This is a genomic window from Leifsonia sp. Ger2509 (assembly GCF_055231915.1).
Map to the genome: position 1 here is coordinate 1,958,243 of NZ_JBUYVB010000003.1, position 15,494 is coordinate 1,973,736.

At 65.8% G+C, this 15,494-nt stretch carries 13 protein-coding genes; 2 read left to right on the forward strand and 11 right to left on the reverse strand.

From position 1 onward, the window contains the following. Positions 1-5: 5 nt before the first annotated feature. The 4 genes from ACV7NN_RS09660 to ACV7NN_RS09675 all read right to left on the reverse strand — a co-directional run bounded on the left by ACV7NN_RS09660 (position 6) and on the right by ACV7NN_RS09675 (position 4,403). The gene (locus ACV7NN_RS09660; protein WP_463349359.1) at positions 6-794 is read right to left on the reverse strand and encodes a carbohydrate ABC transporter permease; all 789 of its coding nucleotides are present in this window, start codon (positions 792-794) and stop codon (positions 6-8) included. Then, complete coding sequence (locus ACV7NN_RS09665) at positions 794-1,729, reverse strand: carbohydrate ABC transporter permease (protein ID WP_463349360.1); 936 nt, start codon at positions 1,727-1,729, stop codon at positions 794-796. Before ACV7NN_RS09665 ends, ACV7NN_RS09660 begins: the two co-directional genes overlap by 1 nt. Then, positions 1,726-3,105, reverse strand: a complete 1,380-nt coding sequence (locus ACV7NN_RS09670) for an ABC transporter substrate-binding protein (RefSeq protein ID WP_463349361.1) — start codon at positions 3,103-3,105, stop codon at positions 1,726-1,728. The genes ACV7NN_RS09665 and ACV7NN_RS09670 overlap by 4 nt, the downstream gene beginning before the upstream one ends. Before the next feature lie 266 nt (positions 3,106-3,371). Then, the gene (locus ACV7NN_RS09675; RefSeq protein WP_463349362.1) at positions 3,372-4,403 is read right to left on the reverse strand and encodes a LacI family DNA-binding transcriptional regulator; all 1,032 of its coding nucleotides are present in this window, start codon (positions 4,401-4,403) and stop codon (positions 3,372-3,374) included. A 139-nt stretch (positions 4,404-4,542) separates the two neighbouring features. On the opposite strand from ACV7NN_RS09675, the gene ACV7NN_RS09680 reads away from it, so the two are divergent. After that, a complete protein-coding gene (locus ACV7NN_RS09680; protein WP_463349363.1) occupies positions 4,543-5,337 on the forward strand; it encodes an SDR family NAD(P)-dependent oxidoreductase in 795 nt (264 codons plus the stop codon). Positions 5,338-5,376: 39 nt separating this feature from the next. On the opposite strand, the gene ACV7NN_RS09685 is transcribed toward ACV7NN_RS09680, so the two are convergent. The 3 genes from ACV7NN_RS09685 to ACV7NN_RS09695 are packed head-to-tail and all read right to left on the reverse strand — an operon-like array spanning position 5,377 to position 9,688. Next, positions 5,377-7,086, reverse strand: a complete 1,710-nt coding sequence (locus ACV7NN_RS09685) for an IlvD/Edd family dehydratase (protein WP_463349364.1) — start codon at positions 7,084-7,086, stop codon at positions 5,377-5,379. A 30-nt stretch (positions 7,087-7,116) separates the two neighbouring features. Continuing rightward, positions 7,117-8,220: a zinc-binding dehydrogenase gene (locus ACV7NN_RS09690; protein ID WP_463349365.1), complete on the reverse strand. Its 1,104-nt coding sequence runs from the start codon at positions 8,218-8,220 to the stop codon at positions 7,117-7,119. Position 8,221: 1 nt separating this feature from the next. Next, positions 8,222-9,688, reverse strand: coding sequence for a glycoside hydrolase family 5 protein (locus ACV7NN_RS09695; RefSeq protein WP_463349366.1), 1,467 nt, complete (start codon positions 9,686-9,688; stop codon positions 8,222-8,224). 103 nt (positions 9,689-9,791) lie between these two features. On the opposite strand from ACV7NN_RS09695, the gene ACV7NN_RS09700 reads away from it, so the two are divergent. Then, a complete protein-coding gene (locus ACV7NN_RS09700; RefSeq protein WP_463349367.1) occupies positions 9,792-10,118 on the forward strand; it encodes a hypothetical protein in 327 nt (108 codons plus the stop codon). 29 nt (positions 10,119-10,147) lie between these two features. Here the strand turns inward: ACV7NN_RS09700 and ACV7NN_RS09705 are convergent, their stop codons facing one another. The 4 genes from ACV7NN_RS09705 to ACV7NN_RS09720 all read right to left on the reverse strand — a co-directional run bounded on the left by ACV7NN_RS09705 (position 10,148) and on the right by ACV7NN_RS09720 (position 15,470). Continuing rightward, positions 10,148-12,157, reverse strand: a complete 2,010-nt coding sequence (locus ACV7NN_RS09705; protein ID WP_463349368.1) for a beta-galactosidase — start codon at positions 12,155-12,157, stop codon at positions 10,148-10,150. Continuing rightward, positions 12,154-13,095, reverse strand: coding sequence for a carbohydrate ABC transporter permease (locus ACV7NN_RS09710; protein WP_463349369.1), 942 nt, complete (start codon positions 13,093-13,095; stop codon positions 12,154-12,156). The genes ACV7NN_RS09705 and ACV7NN_RS09710 overlap by 4 nt, the downstream gene beginning before the upstream one ends. Further along, positions 13,088-14,041: a carbohydrate ABC transporter permease gene (locus ACV7NN_RS09715; RefSeq protein ID WP_463349370.1), complete on the reverse strand. Its 954-nt coding sequence runs from the start codon at positions 14,039-14,041 to the stop codon at positions 13,088-13,090. The genes ACV7NN_RS09710 and ACV7NN_RS09715 overlap by 8 nt, the downstream gene beginning before the upstream one ends. A 70-nt stretch (positions 14,042-14,111) precedes the next feature. Further along, positions 14,112-15,470: an ABC transporter substrate-binding protein gene (locus tag ACV7NN_RS09720; RefSeq protein WP_463349371.1), complete on the reverse strand. Its 1,359-nt coding sequence runs from the start codon at positions 15,468-15,470 to the stop codon at positions 14,112-14,114. Positions 15,471-15,494: the final 24 nt, after the last annotated feature.

A 15,494-nucleotide genomic window follows, 5' to 3' on the forward strand; every position in this document is an offset into this window, starting at 1 on the left:
TCGGATCATTTGATGGCGCCGGCCGCGAGGCCGCGTTCGAACATGCCTTGCAGGCACAGGTAGGCGACGATCTCCGGGATCGCGGTCAGGACCGCGGAGGCGAGGATCTTCGTCTGGTCGTTGCTGAATTCGCCGACGAAGAACTGCGGAACCAGGGTGATGGTCTGCATGTCCTGCGACTGCAGGAACACGAGCGGCATCAGGTAGTCGTTCCACGCACCGATGAGGGTGAAGATCAGCACTGCCGCGGCGATGGGCCGGGTCAGCGGGACGATCAGATGGAAGAACCCGCGCACGGAGTTCGCTCCGTCGACGCGTGCCGCCTCGAACATCTCGTCCGGCAGCCCGTTGATGAAGTTGCGTGTCAGCAGAACCGCGAAAGGAACCTGCAACGCAGCGAGCGGCAGGATGACCGCGGCGTAGGTGTTGAACAGGCCGAGTGCCTGGGTGGTCACGAAGAGAGGGGTCAGGAGCACGACCTCGGGCAGGGTGAGGCAGACCAGCAGCATCCAGAAATAGAGCTCCCGGAAGCGGATGTGCAGCTTGGCGAAACCATACGCCGCGAGCATCGTCACCGCGTACACGAGGACGATGACGCCGGCCGCGATGATCGCGCTGTTGAGGAAGAACCGGAAGAAGCCGGGCACCTGGAGCACGTCCCGATAGTTGGCCAACCCGGCGCCGGCGAAAGAGCCCTGGACCATCGCGACCAGCGGGAAGAGGTACGGAAGGACGAGGAGTGTGGCCAGCAGTTGCAGCAGGCCCTTGCTCCACCAGCGGCGAACCTCGAACATCAGCGTCCTCCGGTCTTCTCGCGGCCGGCGACCTGCAGCACGATAGCCATCACCAGCGCGATGACGAGCAGGATGATCGCGAGCGCTGCACCGTAGCCGACGTGGGCCAGCTGGATGGTCATCTGGTAGATGTACGTGCCGAGGAACTGCGTCGCGTTGTTCGGCCCGGCGACGGTCACCAGCCAGGGCACGTCGAAAGTCTTGAGCGCGCCGATGGCGCTGAGGATCGCGAGCGCGAGCGTGGTCCCGCGCAGGGTGGGCCAGATGATGCTCACGAGGGTGCGCACGTTGCCGGCTCCGTCGATGCGCGCCGCTTCGATCAGCGACTGGTCGACCTGGCTCATCGCCGCGTAGTAGAGCACGAACGTCAGTCCGGTCCACTGCCAGATCGAGATCACCATGATCACCGGCAGAGCGGTGGAGGTCTGACCGATCCACGGCTGGGCGAGGAAGCCGAGCCCGATGTGATGGAGCACCCAGTTCAGCTGGCCATCGGCCGCGAAGATCTGGCGGAACACCGGCGCCATGATGGCGGGAGCGAGCACCACCGGCACGAAGACGATGACCTTGTAGACCACCGCCAGCCTGATGCGCGAGTGCATGATGACGGCGAAGACCATCCCGATCGCGGTCTGGAGGGCGAACGTGACGATGAAGAACAGGACTGTGTGCCAGATCGCGCCCCAGAACACCGGGTCGTTGAAGATGTTCGTGTAGTTGCGCAGCCCGACGGATTCCGGGTCGGGGCTGGCCCCGTCCCAGTTGAGCGTGGAGATGTAGCCGGTGTAGCCGATGCAGTAGTAGATGAGTCCGGCGCTCAGCACGAGCGCCGGCAGGATCCACGGCAGGCCCGGAGCCTGGAGACGACGGGGGTGGCGGCGCGGCCGGCTCGATGAGCCGACCGCGCTGCTTACCCGTTGGGTGGAGACGGTCATCCGTTCGCCTTGGCTGCGTCCGCAGCCTGCTGCAGCGTCTTGGCTGCCTGCTCGGGCGTTGCGCTGCCTGCGCCGACCGACTGGGCTGCCGCGAGGAAGGCGTTCTCGATGTCCGCGTTCAGCAGGGCGAACCGGGGTTCGGCGATGCTCGTCAGGCCGGCCAGATAGTCGTTGACCGGTTTCGTCTGCGTGCTGGGGTCGACGAACTTGATGGTGGAGAAGTCGGGCGCGACGCCCTTCAGCACCGGCGTGGTGTCGAGCCTGTCGGCCACGACCTGCTGACCCTTGGTGCTGGTCGACATCCACTTCACGAACGTCTCGGCGGCCGCAGTGTTCTTCGACTTGCTCGCGACCGCGAGGCCGTAGTCGGCGTCACCGAACATCTCACTGGTATTGCCCTTGCCGGCCACATCGGGGAAGTGGATCGGCAGGATCGGGAACGGCTTGGCGCCGGCGACTCCCGCGGCGGAGATCGCCTGGGTCATCGCATTCTGGGTCGCGTACTGGGTGTACCAGCTGCCCATCATCACCATTGCGTACTTGCCGGTCAGGAACGCGTTGTTGATGTCCGGGTACTGCTGGGCCCCGAGGGCGCCCTCCTGCATGATGCCACTGTCGAAGAGGTCCTTCCAGATCTTCAGCGTCTCGACGATCTGCGGGGAATCCCATTTCGCGTCGCCCTTGGAGGCCTTCGTCCAGTAGCCGGGCTCGACGGAGTTGGAGATCGCTTGCAGCGTGTCCTGATCGAAGCCTTCCTGCGACGCGCCCTGGGCGAAGCATCCGACGCCTTTGCTCTTCAACGTCTGGCAGACGTTCTTCCACTCGTCGAGTGTGGTCGGCGGTTTGAGCCCGTATTTCGCGAAGTCCGCAGCGTTGTACCAGAGGGAGCCCGCGTAGGACGAGCCGATCGGCAACGCGGTCAGTTTGCCCTTCGCGGTCAGCCCGTCGACGGCGATCTTGGCGATCTGCGACTTCCAGTCGCTGCCGAGTGCCTTCTCAGCCGCGGGTGCCAGGTCTTTGGCGTAGCCGCCGAACTGCTGCACGTATGCGCCGGGCTGCAGATCGAAGACATCGGGGCCGCTGTTGGAGGCGAGTGCCGGACGCATCGCCGCCTGGTAGTCGGAGATGCCGATCAGCTTGAAGTTGACCGTGATGTTCGGATATTCCTTGTTGAACGCGGCGATGAACTCTTTCGCCTCGTCGGTGTTGGTCGGAGTCCAGCCCCACCAGTTGATCGTGCCTTTCGTCGCCGAGCCGGTTTCTCCGGTGCTCGAGTCGGAGCCCGAACAGGCGGCGAGACCCATGCTGGCCAGCCCGGCCAACGTGAGGGCAGCGATCGACCGAAGCGCTGTCTTCGATGTGAGTGTGAATCGCATGTCAGTCCTCTTGCGTCGCGGACACAGCTATGTGTCCGGGTGAGCGCCGGATCAGCCGACCCGACGTGATCGAAGATCGTCGAGGCCGAGAGAGACCACTTCGTCTTCGTGATGCGTGCCGGGGGGACCGGAGCACGCAGTGACACTGGTGATGAATGTATCTCCGGGTGAAACCCAAGTCAAGGTTTACCTATAGTTTGGAAATGTTTCGTAAAACGATCGAGCAATACGAGGGCAATCGAGGATCGATTCGCGAAAGGGACCTGTCAGGTGCGCGGTGGCGCAGTGCTCTCGCGCACGACGAGAGACGTCGCCATGTCCACGCGGCTGAACGCCAACTCGGGCTCATCGCGCAACCGGGTCACCAGGTGCGTCGCCTGCTCGGCCATCTCGGCCAACGGAACGCGCACCGTGGTGAGCGGAGGCCCGGCCCATTGGGCGATCGCGAGGTCGTCGTAGCCGACCACCGAGAGATCCTCCGGCACCCGCAGCCCGAGAATGCGCGCTGCTTCATAGACACCCAGCGCCTGGAGATCGCTCGAAGCGAAGATCGCCGTCGGCGGGTCGTCCGACGAGAGCAGCTCCGTCGCCTCCGTGAAGCCGTCGAGCCGGTGGAACTTCCCCGGCCGGATGTAGTCGCGCCGCACGGGGATCCGCGCCGCCTCGAGCGCCGCGCGATAGCCGGAGAGTCGTGCGGTCGCGGCCATCATGCTCTCGGGCCCCGTGATGATCGCGATGCGCTCGTGACCGAGCTCGATCAGGTGCTGCGTCGCATGGAAGCCGCCGCTCCAGTCCGCGGAACCGATCGAGGGGGCGTCGCTCGCCGGCGCGCCGTACGGATCGATCATGACGATGGGGATGGAGCGACTGCGCAGCCGCGCCTTGTCCTTCTCGGGCAGCAGCGCCGCGACCAGGATGATTCCCAGCGGCTGCCGCTGCAGAACCCCATCCACCCAGCCGGATGGCGGGAGATGGGACTCTTCGGCACCGGAGACGACCATGCCGATGCCGTGCTCCCTCGCGACCCGCTCGATGCCGACGATCGCCGCTCCGCCGAACGGACTGTCGAGCTCGAAGCACAGGACCTCGATCAATGGGGCCGCCGCCTGCGAGCTCAGCCGCCGGTTGTAGTTCCGTTCGTCGAGGAGGCCCTCGACGCGGCTCCTGGTCTCGTCGGAGACCCCGCTCCGTCCGTTGAGGACTTTGGAGACGGTCGCCACGGAGACGTTCGCGAGAGCGGCAACCTCCGAGAGCGTGGCCCGGGCCCGCGGCGCCTCAGCGGCGTCGTCGTTGTGCATAGGCCTCATGCTAGCTGCGGGCGCGACGCGGGCCCGTCCGACAGGACGGTTCGGTTGACGGGATGCGGGTGACCTCATACGCTGACGATTCAGATAGTTTTCTCGGGAACGTAGAAACCTTACAGTGAAAAGGACATCGATGACGATCGCCAATGAGGTGTCTGCGTCGCCCGAATACGCCCGCTACCCCTCGCTGGACGGACGCACAGCGTTCGTCAGCGGCGGCGCGACCGGTCTCGGCGCAGAATTCGTGTCGCAGCTCGCGGCCCAGGGCGTCCGGGTCGCGTTCGCCGACGTCGACGAGGCCGCGGGGGCGGAGCTGGCCTCGGCCGTCGCAGGAAGAGGCGACCCGGCGCCGCTGTTCCAGGCAGTGGATGTGCGCGATGTCCCCTCCCTCCAACGCGCGATCATCCGTGCATCCGATCTCCTCGGCCCGCCGACCATCCTGGTGAACAATGCCGCGAACGACACCCGGCGTGGGGTCGCCGACGTCGACGTCACGGCGTGGGATGAGGGGATCGCCGTCAACATCCGTCACCATTTCTTCGCCGCGCAGACGGTCTGGCCGATGATGAAGGCTGCCGGCGGCGGCTCGATCATCAACCTCGGATCGATCAGCGCGCACATCGATCTGGTGGACCTGCCCGTCTACATCGCCGCCAAAGCAGGGATCGAAGGGCTCACCCGCACGCTCGCCCGAGAGCTCGGCGGAGACGGCATCCGGGTGAACTGCATCATCCCCGGCTGGATCATGACACCTCGCCAACTCGCCAGCTGGGTCGGCGAGGCCGAGCACGACAAGATCCTGGCTGCACAGTGCCTGCCCGAGCTCCTCTACCCGGCCGACGTCGCGCGGCTTCTGCTGTGGCTCGCGGCCGACGACTCCCGGCTGGCGACTGCGCAGACCTGGGTCATCGACGGAGGGTGGCAGTGACCGCCACGCCTGGCGGCAGGTCCGCCGCGACCCCGGCGCTCAGTGGGACTCCCGTGTGACCTCGGACCCGCTCGACCCGACCAGGAAGTCGAGGTCGGCACCGGTGTCTGCGCCCTGCACGTGGTCGATGTAGAGCTTCTGCCAGCCGCGGTCGGCCGTCGCGAACGCGTCGATCTGGCGCTGGGCAGCTGTGCGGCTCGCGAGCTCCTCGGCGTCGACGAGCAGCTCGAGCCTGCGGCGGGGGACGTCCAGCGAGATGAGGTCGCCGTCCTGGACCAGGGCGAGCGGGCCACCGGCAGCGGCCTCCGGAGCGACGTGCAGCACGACCGTTCCGTAGGCCGTCCCCGACATGCGGCCGTCGCTGATGCGGACGACGTCCCGCACCCCTTGCTTCAGCAGCTTCTGCGGCAGTGGCATGTTCGCGACCTCTGGCATTCCTGGGTAGCCCTTCGGTCCGCATCCGCGCAGGACGAGAACCGAGTCGGCGTCGACGTCGAGATCGGGGTCGTCCAGACGCGCGTGGGCGTCCTCGATCGAGTCGAAGACGACAGCCCGCCCGGTGTGCACCAGCAGCTCCGGAGTGGCGGCGGCCGGCTTGATGATGGCACCGCGGGGAGCGAGGTTTCCCCGGAGGACCGCGATGCCTGCGTCGTCCTGCAGGGGGTCGTCTCGCAGGGAGATGACGTCGCGGTCCCAGACCTGGCGGCCGCCCAGGTAGTCCGTGAGGGGCCGGCCCGTGACCGTCGTCGCGACCGGGTCGAGGAGATCGGCGAGCTGATCGAGCACAGCGAGGAAGCCACCGGCCCGGAACAGATCCTCCATGAGGTAGGTTCCGGCGGGCTGCAGGTTCACCAGCAGCGGAACCTGGCCGCCGATCCGGTCGAAGTCCTCGAGGGTCAGCTCGATGCCCAGCCGGCCGGCGATCGCCAGCAGATGCACGACCGCGTTCGTCGAACCTCCGATTCCGGCGAGCGCCACGATCGCATTGTGGAACGACTCCTTCGTGATGACCTGGGAGATGCGTCGGTCCTCGAGGGCGAGCTCGACGGCCAGCCGGCCGGAGGCGTGTGCGGCCTCGAGCAGTCTGCTGTCGGCGGCAGGGGTTCCGGCCACACCGGGGATGGTCATTCCGAGCGCCTCCGCCATGAGGCCCATCGTCGATGCGGTGCCCATGGTGTTGCAGTGGCCCTTGCTCCGGATCATGGTCTTGTCGGTCGCTTCGAAGTCGGCCGCGGCGAGCGTTCCGGCGCGGACCTCTTCCGACAGCTTCCAGACCCCTGTGCCGCAGCCCATCCGTTCGCCACGGAAGTAGCCGTTGAGCATCGGCCCGCCGGGCACGACGACCGCTGGCAGATCGACGGAGGCGGCACCCATGAGAAGCGCAGGGATCGTCTTGTCGCAGCCGCCGAGAAGAACGACCGAGTCGATCGGATTGGCGCGAAGCATCTCCTCGATCGCCATCGCAGCCATGTTCCGCCAGAGCATGGCCGTGGGCTTGACCAGGGTCTCGCCGAGCGAGACGACCGGCAGGTTCAGCGGGACCCCACCCGCCTCCCACACACCCTGTTTGACGTACTCGGCGACTTCGTCGAGGTGCATGTTGCACGGCGTCAGGTCGCTCGCGGTGTTCGCGATCGCGATCTGCGGGCGCCCGTCGAACGCGTGGTCCGGCACTCCCCTGCGCATCCATGCCCGATGGATGTACGAGTCGCGGCCTTCTCCGCCGTACCAGCCTTGTGAGCGGACCATCTGTTCAGACTCCTTCGGTTCTGGATGCCATCACGGCAAGAGTATTCCGCGCCCGACCGCACCGTCGGTCAACCGCCGATATGCTTCGGCGAACTCGGCGAGCGGCAGGCGGTCGCCGAGAAGCCGGTCGATGGGCAGGAGCCCGGCGAGGTAGAGCGAGAAGATGCGCGGCAGGTCGAGGTGGGGATTGCTCGACCCGTAGAGCGAGCCGACGACCCGCTTCTGCCGCTGCACCAGTTGATTGAGCGGCACGGTGAACCGGGAGTCCGCCGCGCCGAGCCCGACAGAGACGAGAGTGCCGCCCGCGGCGACGCAGGCCAGCGCCTGCTCCAGGGTCTGCGCGCGACCGATCGCCTCGATCGCCCACGGCACCCCCGCGCGGTCGGTGATCTCCAGCACTCGCTCGACGACATCCTCCTGGCGCGCGTCGATCGTGTGCGTCGCGCCCAGCTCGCGGGCGAGGTCGAGTTTCGCCGGGTCGACGTCGACCACGATGATCGGATGTGCGCCCACGAGCGCAGCGCCCATCACGCTCGACAGTCCGACGCCGCCGGCACCGACCACCAGCAGCGGTCGCCCGGCTGCCTCGCGGACCTCGTGGAAGACGGCGCCGACACCCGTGATGACCGCACAGGCTGCGATCGCGGCGACCTCCGGCGGCACGCCATCCGGAACCACGACTGCTGCGTTCTCATTCACCACCACTCGCTCGGCGAAGCACGAGACGCCCATGAGGTGGTGCAACTCACCGCCGCCGGGCAGCGTGAGGCGCGACGTGCCATCCGGGAGGCCACCCGAGTTCGCCTGAACGGGGCCCAGCTCGCAGAGCACCGGATTGCCGGCGATGCAGGCGGCGCAGTGCCCGCACCGCGGCCGCCAGAGCAGGGCCACGCGGTCCCCCACCCGGATCCGCCCCGACCCGCCGCTGGCCACCTCCTCGACGATGCCTGCACCCTCGTGTCCGAGCACGAGCGGGAGGGGTGCCTTCAGGTCGCCGGTCATGTAGTGGTAGTCGCTGTGGCAGACCCCGGCAGCCTCGATGCGGACGCGGACCTCCCCCGGCAGCGGTGCTGACAGCTCGACGTCCTCGATGACGGGAGGGACGCCAGGCGACCGGAGTACGACCGCGCGCACTTCAGGCCCGTCCGGCTTTCACGGCAGGGGCATCCTGCGGATCCTGGCCGGACACCAACTGGTCTCGCAGGCTCTCGCTCACCGCGCAGTTCTCGAAGGAGAACGAGTCGGCGAGTTCGTCGAGCTCATCATCGGTCAGCCCCCGTAAGAGCTCTGCGTAATCGTCTGCAAGCGGCTGCGCGAAGAGCAGGTTGTTCAGAACGGTCGCGACCGTGTCGAACCGGCCCCACGGATACGGTGTCCAGTTCGGGAACTCGCGGGCCATCAATTCCTGCACAGCCTCGCTCACCGGCCGCACGCCGTCGCCCCCGAGCCGATCGCTGCCCCACTGGTCGGCGGCGAGCCGGTTCTTCTTCGCGACGAAAGCATCGAAGCGGCGCCTGTACGGCGAGTCCTCGGAGACGGAGACGAGACCTTGTCTGCCCAGGTCCTTGTACATCCAGCTCGTCCAGCTGACGTCGAATTCGCGGTAGAGCTCGAGCTGGTCGGCGAGGATCTGCCGGCGCATCGCGTCGGTTCGCTCGTCACCGGTGTAGATGGGCGCGAACTCCCCGACGAAGATCGGCGTTCCGGTGCGGCGCGCATACTCGGAGCGCTGCAGGAACTTCTCCCTGGCATAGGCGGCATCGATGTACGTGCCGTCAGTGTGGCCCGGATAGTCTCCGCCGCGTCCGAGGCCCGCCGCAACGTAGTCGTGCAGGGAGTAGACGACGTTCGGCCACGGCTCCGCGTCGAACATGTCGAACTCCGTCGAGTACGTGTTGCCGTCGAGGAAGATCGTGTGATCGCTGTCGATCGCCCGCACCGCCTCGAAGAGTCGGCGATAGAGCGGCCCCACCACCGCTCGGGTCTCATCGGCCGGCTCGTTCATCAGGTTGTAGCCGGCGACCCAGGTGTTGTCCTTGTAATGCTCGGCGATCGCCTCCCAGATGTTCACCACCCGATCCTGGAAGTGCGGGTGCTGCCAGAGGTGCGGTTCGTGCGTCGAGTTGTCGGAGTGCCAGTGGTGGTTCTGGCTTCCCGGCAGCGCGTGCAGATCGATGATCGAGTAGATCCCGTGCCGCCCGGAGGCCTCGATCGCACGGTCGAGGTGGTCGAACGCCGTCGGCAGGATCGTGAACGGGTCCGCATCGCTCTCGAAGTGCCGGTAGTTGACGGGGATACGGATGACCGTCATTCCGAGCGAGCCGAGGAACTCGGCGTCCGCTTCCCCGTAGAAGGCGTCGAGAAGTCGCCCGAAGAAGCGATCGGCGCGCGCGGCGCCGATCACGGCGGCGACCTTCGTGCGCATCAGGGTCTCGTTGGCTGCGTAGCCCGTGACGAAGTTCTCCATGTTGAGCCAGCCGCCCACGCACACGCCGGTGAACCGGGTGGGGCGGCCCCAGCCGTCGAGAAACCGGGTTCCTTCGGTGCGGACGAACCCGGGCGGACGCACTTCGACCATGCTGACCTCGCTGTCACGAAACATTTCTGGAAATTTACGACTGGTTTCGTCGCGTTTCTCAGGCTAGGGAACGGGGATGGGCGTGTCAAGGCGCACGAAGTTGTGCGGCGGCCGCAAGGGGACGAGGATGACCTTCATGCTGCCGTCCGATCGGTTCGCCCTGCTCGTCGCCGAGTTCGCATCCCTCGATGGCGTGGTGCCGCCGCGCGCGACCGCGGGCTTCGGCTCATCCGCCTTGCGTTTCAACGGGCACATCTTCGCGATGCTCGCCCACGATCGCCTGGTGGTCAAATTGCCGGCCGCGCGCGTCGCGCTGTTGATCGAGAGCGGCGACGGCGACCACTTCGACGCCAACAAGGGTCGCCCGATGAAGGAATGGCTGTCGGTCCACCCCGAGAGTGGTCTGTCCTGGTCGGAGCTGGCACAGGAGGCGTTCCGTTTCGCACACCACTGAGTCGGCATCCTGCCGCAGAGCGGCTCTTCCTACTCGTTACCTCCTGATTGTGCGATGATCGCGACCCCCTGGGGGGCCAGCTCGAAACCCAGTGCCTTCGTACCCGTCAGCATCTCCGCCCCCTGAATATCGACCTCGACGATCTCAGCGGAATGATTGATGGCGAAAAGATACGATCCCCTCCGGACGAATTCGACCCCGGGGACCACCGGAAGTCTGTCCACGCCTGCGCCCGTCAGGACGGTGTCGAGGAGCGAGGTCAGGGACGCGGGCTCGAGCTGGGTGGCCACGTACCACGCGGTTCCACTGTCATGAGCGTGGCGAGTAACGGCCGGATGCCCGTCGAGCGCGTCCCCGACGAACGAGGCCTCCACTGTCGCCGACTCGATGCGCACATACTCGCCCCACAGCGATGCGGCGACGGTCCCGCCGACGGCCTCGCCTGACACGGTCAAGGGAGGTGGAACCGTGCCGCCGACGTTGGTCAGGTCCGGCGCTGCAGGCGGGGCGAACTCTTCGATCCACAGTCCGAGGGTTCGTTGAAGTGCGCCGAGATAGCCGCCCGTTCGAACGTGCAGATCCTGGTCGAGGACTCCCGTGAGGTGGCCGACGACGAGCGTGCCGCCCTCACGCACGAACGCGTCCATGCTCGCCAGGTGCTCGTCCGTCGCAACGAACAGCGTCGGAGCGACGACAACCCGATACTCGGAGAGCCGCCCGCCCGGTCGTACGAAATCAACTGTGACTCCGCAAGCGGCGAGCGCTCGATACCAGGCGAAGACTCCATCCAGGTAGCTCACGCGCGTTGGGGAAGCCTCCTGCTCGATCGCCCGCCAGGCGTCCCAGTCGAACACGATCGCAACAGACGCATGCACAGCAGCGCCCAGCAGGTCGTCGATCTCGGAGAGCGCACGCAATTCTGTCCCGAGCTGCTCAACCTCGCGGAAGACCCGTGTGTCCGTCCCGCCGTGCGGCACCATCCCGGCATGGAACTTCTCCGCGCCCGCGACCGCCTGGCGCCACTGGAAGAACAGGATGCCATCGGCCCCGCGCCCGATGCACTGGTACGACCACGCGCGCATCTGGCCGGGACGCTTCGCCGCGTTGCGCTCCCGCCAATTGACAGCGCCTGGAGACTGCTCCATCAGCAGCCAGGGCTTACCGCCACCGAGCGATCGCATCAGGTCGCGCTGCATGGCTCCGTAGACGGCGGAGTTCGGGTCGACCGGGTCGGGATACGAATCGTCTGAGACGATGTCGACCTCCTGCGCCCACTTCCAGTAGTCCGCGTGCTTGAAGAACCCCATGAAGTTGGTCGTGATCGGCACGGTCGAGGCGCGCCTGATGATCGCTGCCTCGGACCGATAGCACTCGAGCAGTTCGTCGGAGCTGAAGCGGTCGAAGTCGAGCAACTGGGTCGGATTCTTGAACGTCGGGGCTGCCCTCGGTGGCATGATCTCATCGAACGCTGCGTAGTGCTGCGACCAGAAGGCAGTGCCCCACGCATCATTGAGCGCCTCGATCGTGCCGTACTTCGCCTCCAGCCACACCCGGAAGGCTGCCGCCGATAGGTCGCAATAGCAGTGGCTGACGTGGCACCCGTACTCGTTGTTGACGTGCCACAGTTCCAGGGCGGGATGGTCGGCGTATCGCTGGACGATCGCCGTCACGAGGCGAGCCGCATAGCGCCGGTACACCGGCGAGCTCGGGCAATAGGCTTGCCGGCTCCCTGAGGAGAGCGTCACACCGTCCTCGGTCACGGGGAGGATCTCCGGATGCGCGATCGCCAGCCACGGTGGCGGTGACGCCGTGGCCGTTGCCAGGTCGACGCGCACCCCACCCGCGTTCAGCAGCCCGAGCACCTCGTCGAGCCAGGCGAAGTCGAATTCGCCCTCACGCGGCTCGATGCGCGCCCACGAGAATATGCCGACCGACGCCAGATTCACACCGGCCCGGCTCATCAGCCGCACGTCGTCGCGCCAGACCTCGGCCGGCCACTGCTCCGGGTTGTAATCGCCGCCGTACCAGAACACACTCATTCCTTCACACTTCCGCTGGCGAGCCCGGTCGTCCAATAGCGCTGCAGGAAAAGGAACGCGATGACCAGCGGGATGATCGAAACGAGCGAGCCGGTGATCACGACCGAGAACAGCGCCTGCGATCCTCCACCAGCCGCGCTCGTCGCCTGCAATTGGGCGAGGCCCACCGTGAGCGGGTAGAGGTTTGAGCTGTTGAGCATGATCAGTGGGAGGAAATAGTTGTTCCAGGTCCCGACCAGCGCGAAGAGGAAGACCGTGACGATTCCAGGGGCGAGAAGCCGGATTCCCACCTGCCAGAAGATGCGGAACTCGCCGGCTCCGTCGACTCGTCCTGCTTCGATCATCGAGTCCGGGATGGCGTCTGCGGCATAGACCCGCATCAGGAACACGCCGAACGGGCTCACCAGCGACGGCACGATGACAGCGGCCGGGGTGTTCGTGATCCCGATCTGGCTGAACATCAAGTAGGTCGGAAGGGCGAGCGCCGTGAGCGGGATCATGATCGCCCCCAGCACGATGCTGAACATCACCAGCGCCCCGGGGAACCGGTACTTTGCGAAGGCGTATCCTGCCATCGTCGCGAGGAGCGAGGCACCGATCGCGGCCACCACGGCGTAGATCAGGGTGTTGATCGCCCATTGCAGGTAGATGCCGTTCTGCGTGGTGAAGACCGCTCCGATGTTGGTGAACAGATCGAACGAACGCCCGAACGCGAAGCCGAAGGTGCTGAACAGGTCGCCGTTGTTCTTGGTCGACGCAATGAACAGCCACACGATCGGGAGCAGGAAATAGAGTGCGCAGATCCACAGGAGAACCGTGAGGAGGGTGCTGCGCTGGTTCTCCCGGGCGTAGCCCCGTGCGTCGCCACGCCGGGCGCGACGTCTGGGAACTGCCACTCCGGGTGTGGCGACGGTCCGGTCCGTTGCTGTCTCAGTCATTGCGGGCCTCCCTCCGTTGGGCTGATAGTTGCACGACGTAGGAGACGACGGCGATCACGATCCCGAGCAGGAACGCGATCGCCGCAGCGTAGTTGACGTCCTGGTTGGTGAAGGCGAGGTTGTACGCGTAGTAGTTGGGTGTGTACCCGTTGTCGATGACGTTGGGCGCGAGCGAGTGCAGCAGGCTCGGCTCGTTGAACAGCTGGAAGGTGCCGATGATGGAGAAGATCACCGTCAGGATGATGGCGGGGCGGATACCAGGGATCTTGATGCTCCATGCCACCCGCCATTGACTGGCCCCGTCGATCTCCGCAGCCTCGAACAACTCGGTCGGAATGGAGCGCAGGGCGGCATACATGATGATCATGTTGTAGCCGACGAATGCCCAGGTGACGATGTTCATCATCGAGCCCAGCATGTTCTGGTCGCTGAGCAGGTCGGGCGCGGCAAGTCCGATGGCCCGGAACGTCTGGGCGATGGGACCGAAGTCGTTGCCGTAGAGGTAACCCCACATCAGGGTGGCCACCACGCCGGGAACAGCGAACGGCAGGAAGATCAACAGCCGGAGGGCTACCGATCCACGCACCCTTCCGCTGTCGAGTGCCAGCGCGAAGAACAGCGAGAGCGCCAACATGATCGGCACCTGGATCACGAGGAACAGCGCCATTCGTGCGATGCCGGCGAGGAAGTCCGGGTCGGTGAACGCCCTCACATAGTTGGCGAACCACGCGAACGTCTGGCCCCCGATGAGTTGCGTCGTGAACAGGCTCAGGTATCCGGCGTAGAACAGCGGCAGCAGGAGCATGACGACGAAGACGATCATGAAGGGCGCCACGAACAGGTACGCGGCGATGTTCAGCCGTCGTTTGTTCGCGCTGCGCTTCGGCCGTTCCTGGTTCGTGCGCTCACGCGCTCGCACCGGGGCGGGTGCGACGGACTGGGTCATCATGAACTCCCTTGTTCGGCCAGGTGCGCCGCAGGGTGGCGGGGTCGTCGTGCCCGCCACCCTGCGGGTCTTACTTGTTGACGGAGAACCCCTGCTGGGTTCCGTAGGTGACGAGCGCTTTCTGCCAGGCGTCGAGACCCGCGGAGAGATCACCCTTCGCCGCGAGCGCCTTGCCCATCGTCTCGGTATAGCTCGAGTACGCATAGTCCATGTACGGAAGCCAATCGAACTTCGTGTCGACGGTGGTCGAAATGTTCGCGAACAGGGCGTTCACCTTCTGGCCGCCGTAGAACGGCGCCGCCTGGTCCACGAACGCAGGATCCTTCAGCGTCGCGTTCAACGTCGGGAACAGGAACTGCTTGTTCGCGAACATGAGGGTGGACTCGGGATCGTTGTTGATGAACTTGGCGAGCTCATAGGCGGCGATCGGGTTCTTCGTCGTCTTCAGTACCGCGTCGGACGATCCACCCCAGTTGCCGGACGCTGCCTGCGTGCCCGGGGTCTGCGGCAGCGCGGCTGCGCGCCAGAGACCAGAGGTTTTTGCAGCCGTGCCCTGCAAGAATACGGGCGCCCACGCCGCGGTCAGCCATCCGGCATATTTGCCGTTGGCGAGACCCTGATACCAGCTGTCGGTGAAATCGGGGTCGGTCGAGACGTATCCCTTCTGGATCAGGCCCTGCCAGTACGACGCGACCTTCTTCGCCTCCGCACTGTTGACGTCGACCTTCACGCCCTTGCTACCGTCGTACCCGAACGGTTTGACGCCGGCCTGCCACAGCAATCCGAGCATCTGGCCGGCCTGGCTCGAAGCCAGGTCCGACATGTACACGCCGGTCTTGGACTTCACCGTTGCGGCATCCGCGGCGTATTCATCCCATGTCGTCGGCGGCTTGGTGATTCCAGCTTTGTCGAGGATGTCCTTGCGGTACAGGTTGCCCATCGGGCCCGAGTCCTGCGGGATGGCATAGACCCCGTTGTTCTGCTTGACCTGGTTCCACACCCAGGGCACGTACTCGTTCCCGAGACCGGACGCCCCATAGGGAGTCAGGTCGAGGAGGCTGCCGGTCACCGTGAACGACGAGATGTACTGGAACTCCATCTGCGCCACATCCGGGGCGCCCTTGCCCGCCTTCAGCGCAGTGCGCAGCTTCTGGTAGTGCGGAGCTCCCTGGCCCACGTTCTCGACGTCGACTTTGATCGCCGGGTACTTCTTCTCGAAGAGGGCGACCTCATTCTTGATGTTCGGAACCCAGGTCCAGAACGTGAGCGTGGTCGGGGTCGTCATCGCCTTGTCGATCTCGGACTGCGAGACGGGCTTGGTCGTCGTACCCGACGTTCCGCCGCCGCCTGTGCAGCCGGTCAACGCGAGGGCGACAGCCAGGAGACCGGTGCCGAGCACGACTGCTTTTCTCGGTGCTTTCTTCCTCATGAGCATTCTCTTTCTCTTGGTGAT

Coding starts and splice junctions, on each gene's coding strand:
- ACV7NN_RS09695 (WP_463349366.1), bottom strand. CDS start 9,688: ATGTTTCGTGACAGCGAGGTCAGCATGGTCGAAGTGCGTCCGCCCGGG.
- ACV7NN_RS09675 (WP_463349362.1), bottom strand. CDS start 4,403: ATGCACAACGACGACGCCGCTGAGGCGCCGCGGGCCCGGGCCACGCTC.
- ACV7NN_RS09670 (WP_463349361.1), bottom strand. CDS start 3,105: ATGCGATTCACACTCACATCGAAGACAGCGCTTCGGTCGATCGCTGCC.
- ACV7NN_RS09705 (WP_463349368.1), bottom strand. CDS start 12,157: ATGAGTGTGTTCTGGTACGGCGGCGATTACAACCCGGAGCAGTGGCCG.
- ACV7NN_RS09700 (WP_463349367.1), top strand. CDS start 9,792: ATGACCTTCATGCTGCCGTCCGATCGGTTCGCCCTGCTCGTCGCCGAG.
- ACV7NN_RS09680 (WP_463349363.1), top strand. CDS start 4,543: ATGACGATCGCCAATGAGGTGTCTGCGTCGCCCGAATACGCCCGCTAC.
- ACV7NN_RS09710 (WP_463349369.1), bottom strand. CDS start 13,095: ATGACTGAGACAGCAACGGACCGGACCGTCGCCACACCCGGAGTGGCA.
- ACV7NN_RS09685 (WP_463349364.1), bottom strand. CDS start 7,086: ATGGTCCGCTCACAAGGCTGGTACGGCGGAGAAGGCCGCGACTCGTAC.
- ACV7NN_RS09715 (WP_463349370.1), bottom strand. CDS start 14,041: ATGACCCAGTCCGTCGCACCCGCCCCGGTGCGAGCGCGTGAGCGCACG.
- ACV7NN_RS09665 (WP_463349360.1), bottom strand. CDS start 1,729: ATGACCGTCTCCACCCAACGGGTAAGCAGCGCGGTCGGCTCATCGAGC.
- ACV7NN_RS09720 (WP_463349371.1), bottom strand. CDS start 15,470: ATGAGGAAGAAAGCACCGAGAAAAGCAGTCGTGCTCGGCACCGGTCTC.
- ACV7NN_RS09660 (WP_463349359.1), bottom strand. CDS start 794: ATGTTCGAGGTTCGCCGCTGGTGGAGCAAGGGCCTGCTGCAACTGCTG.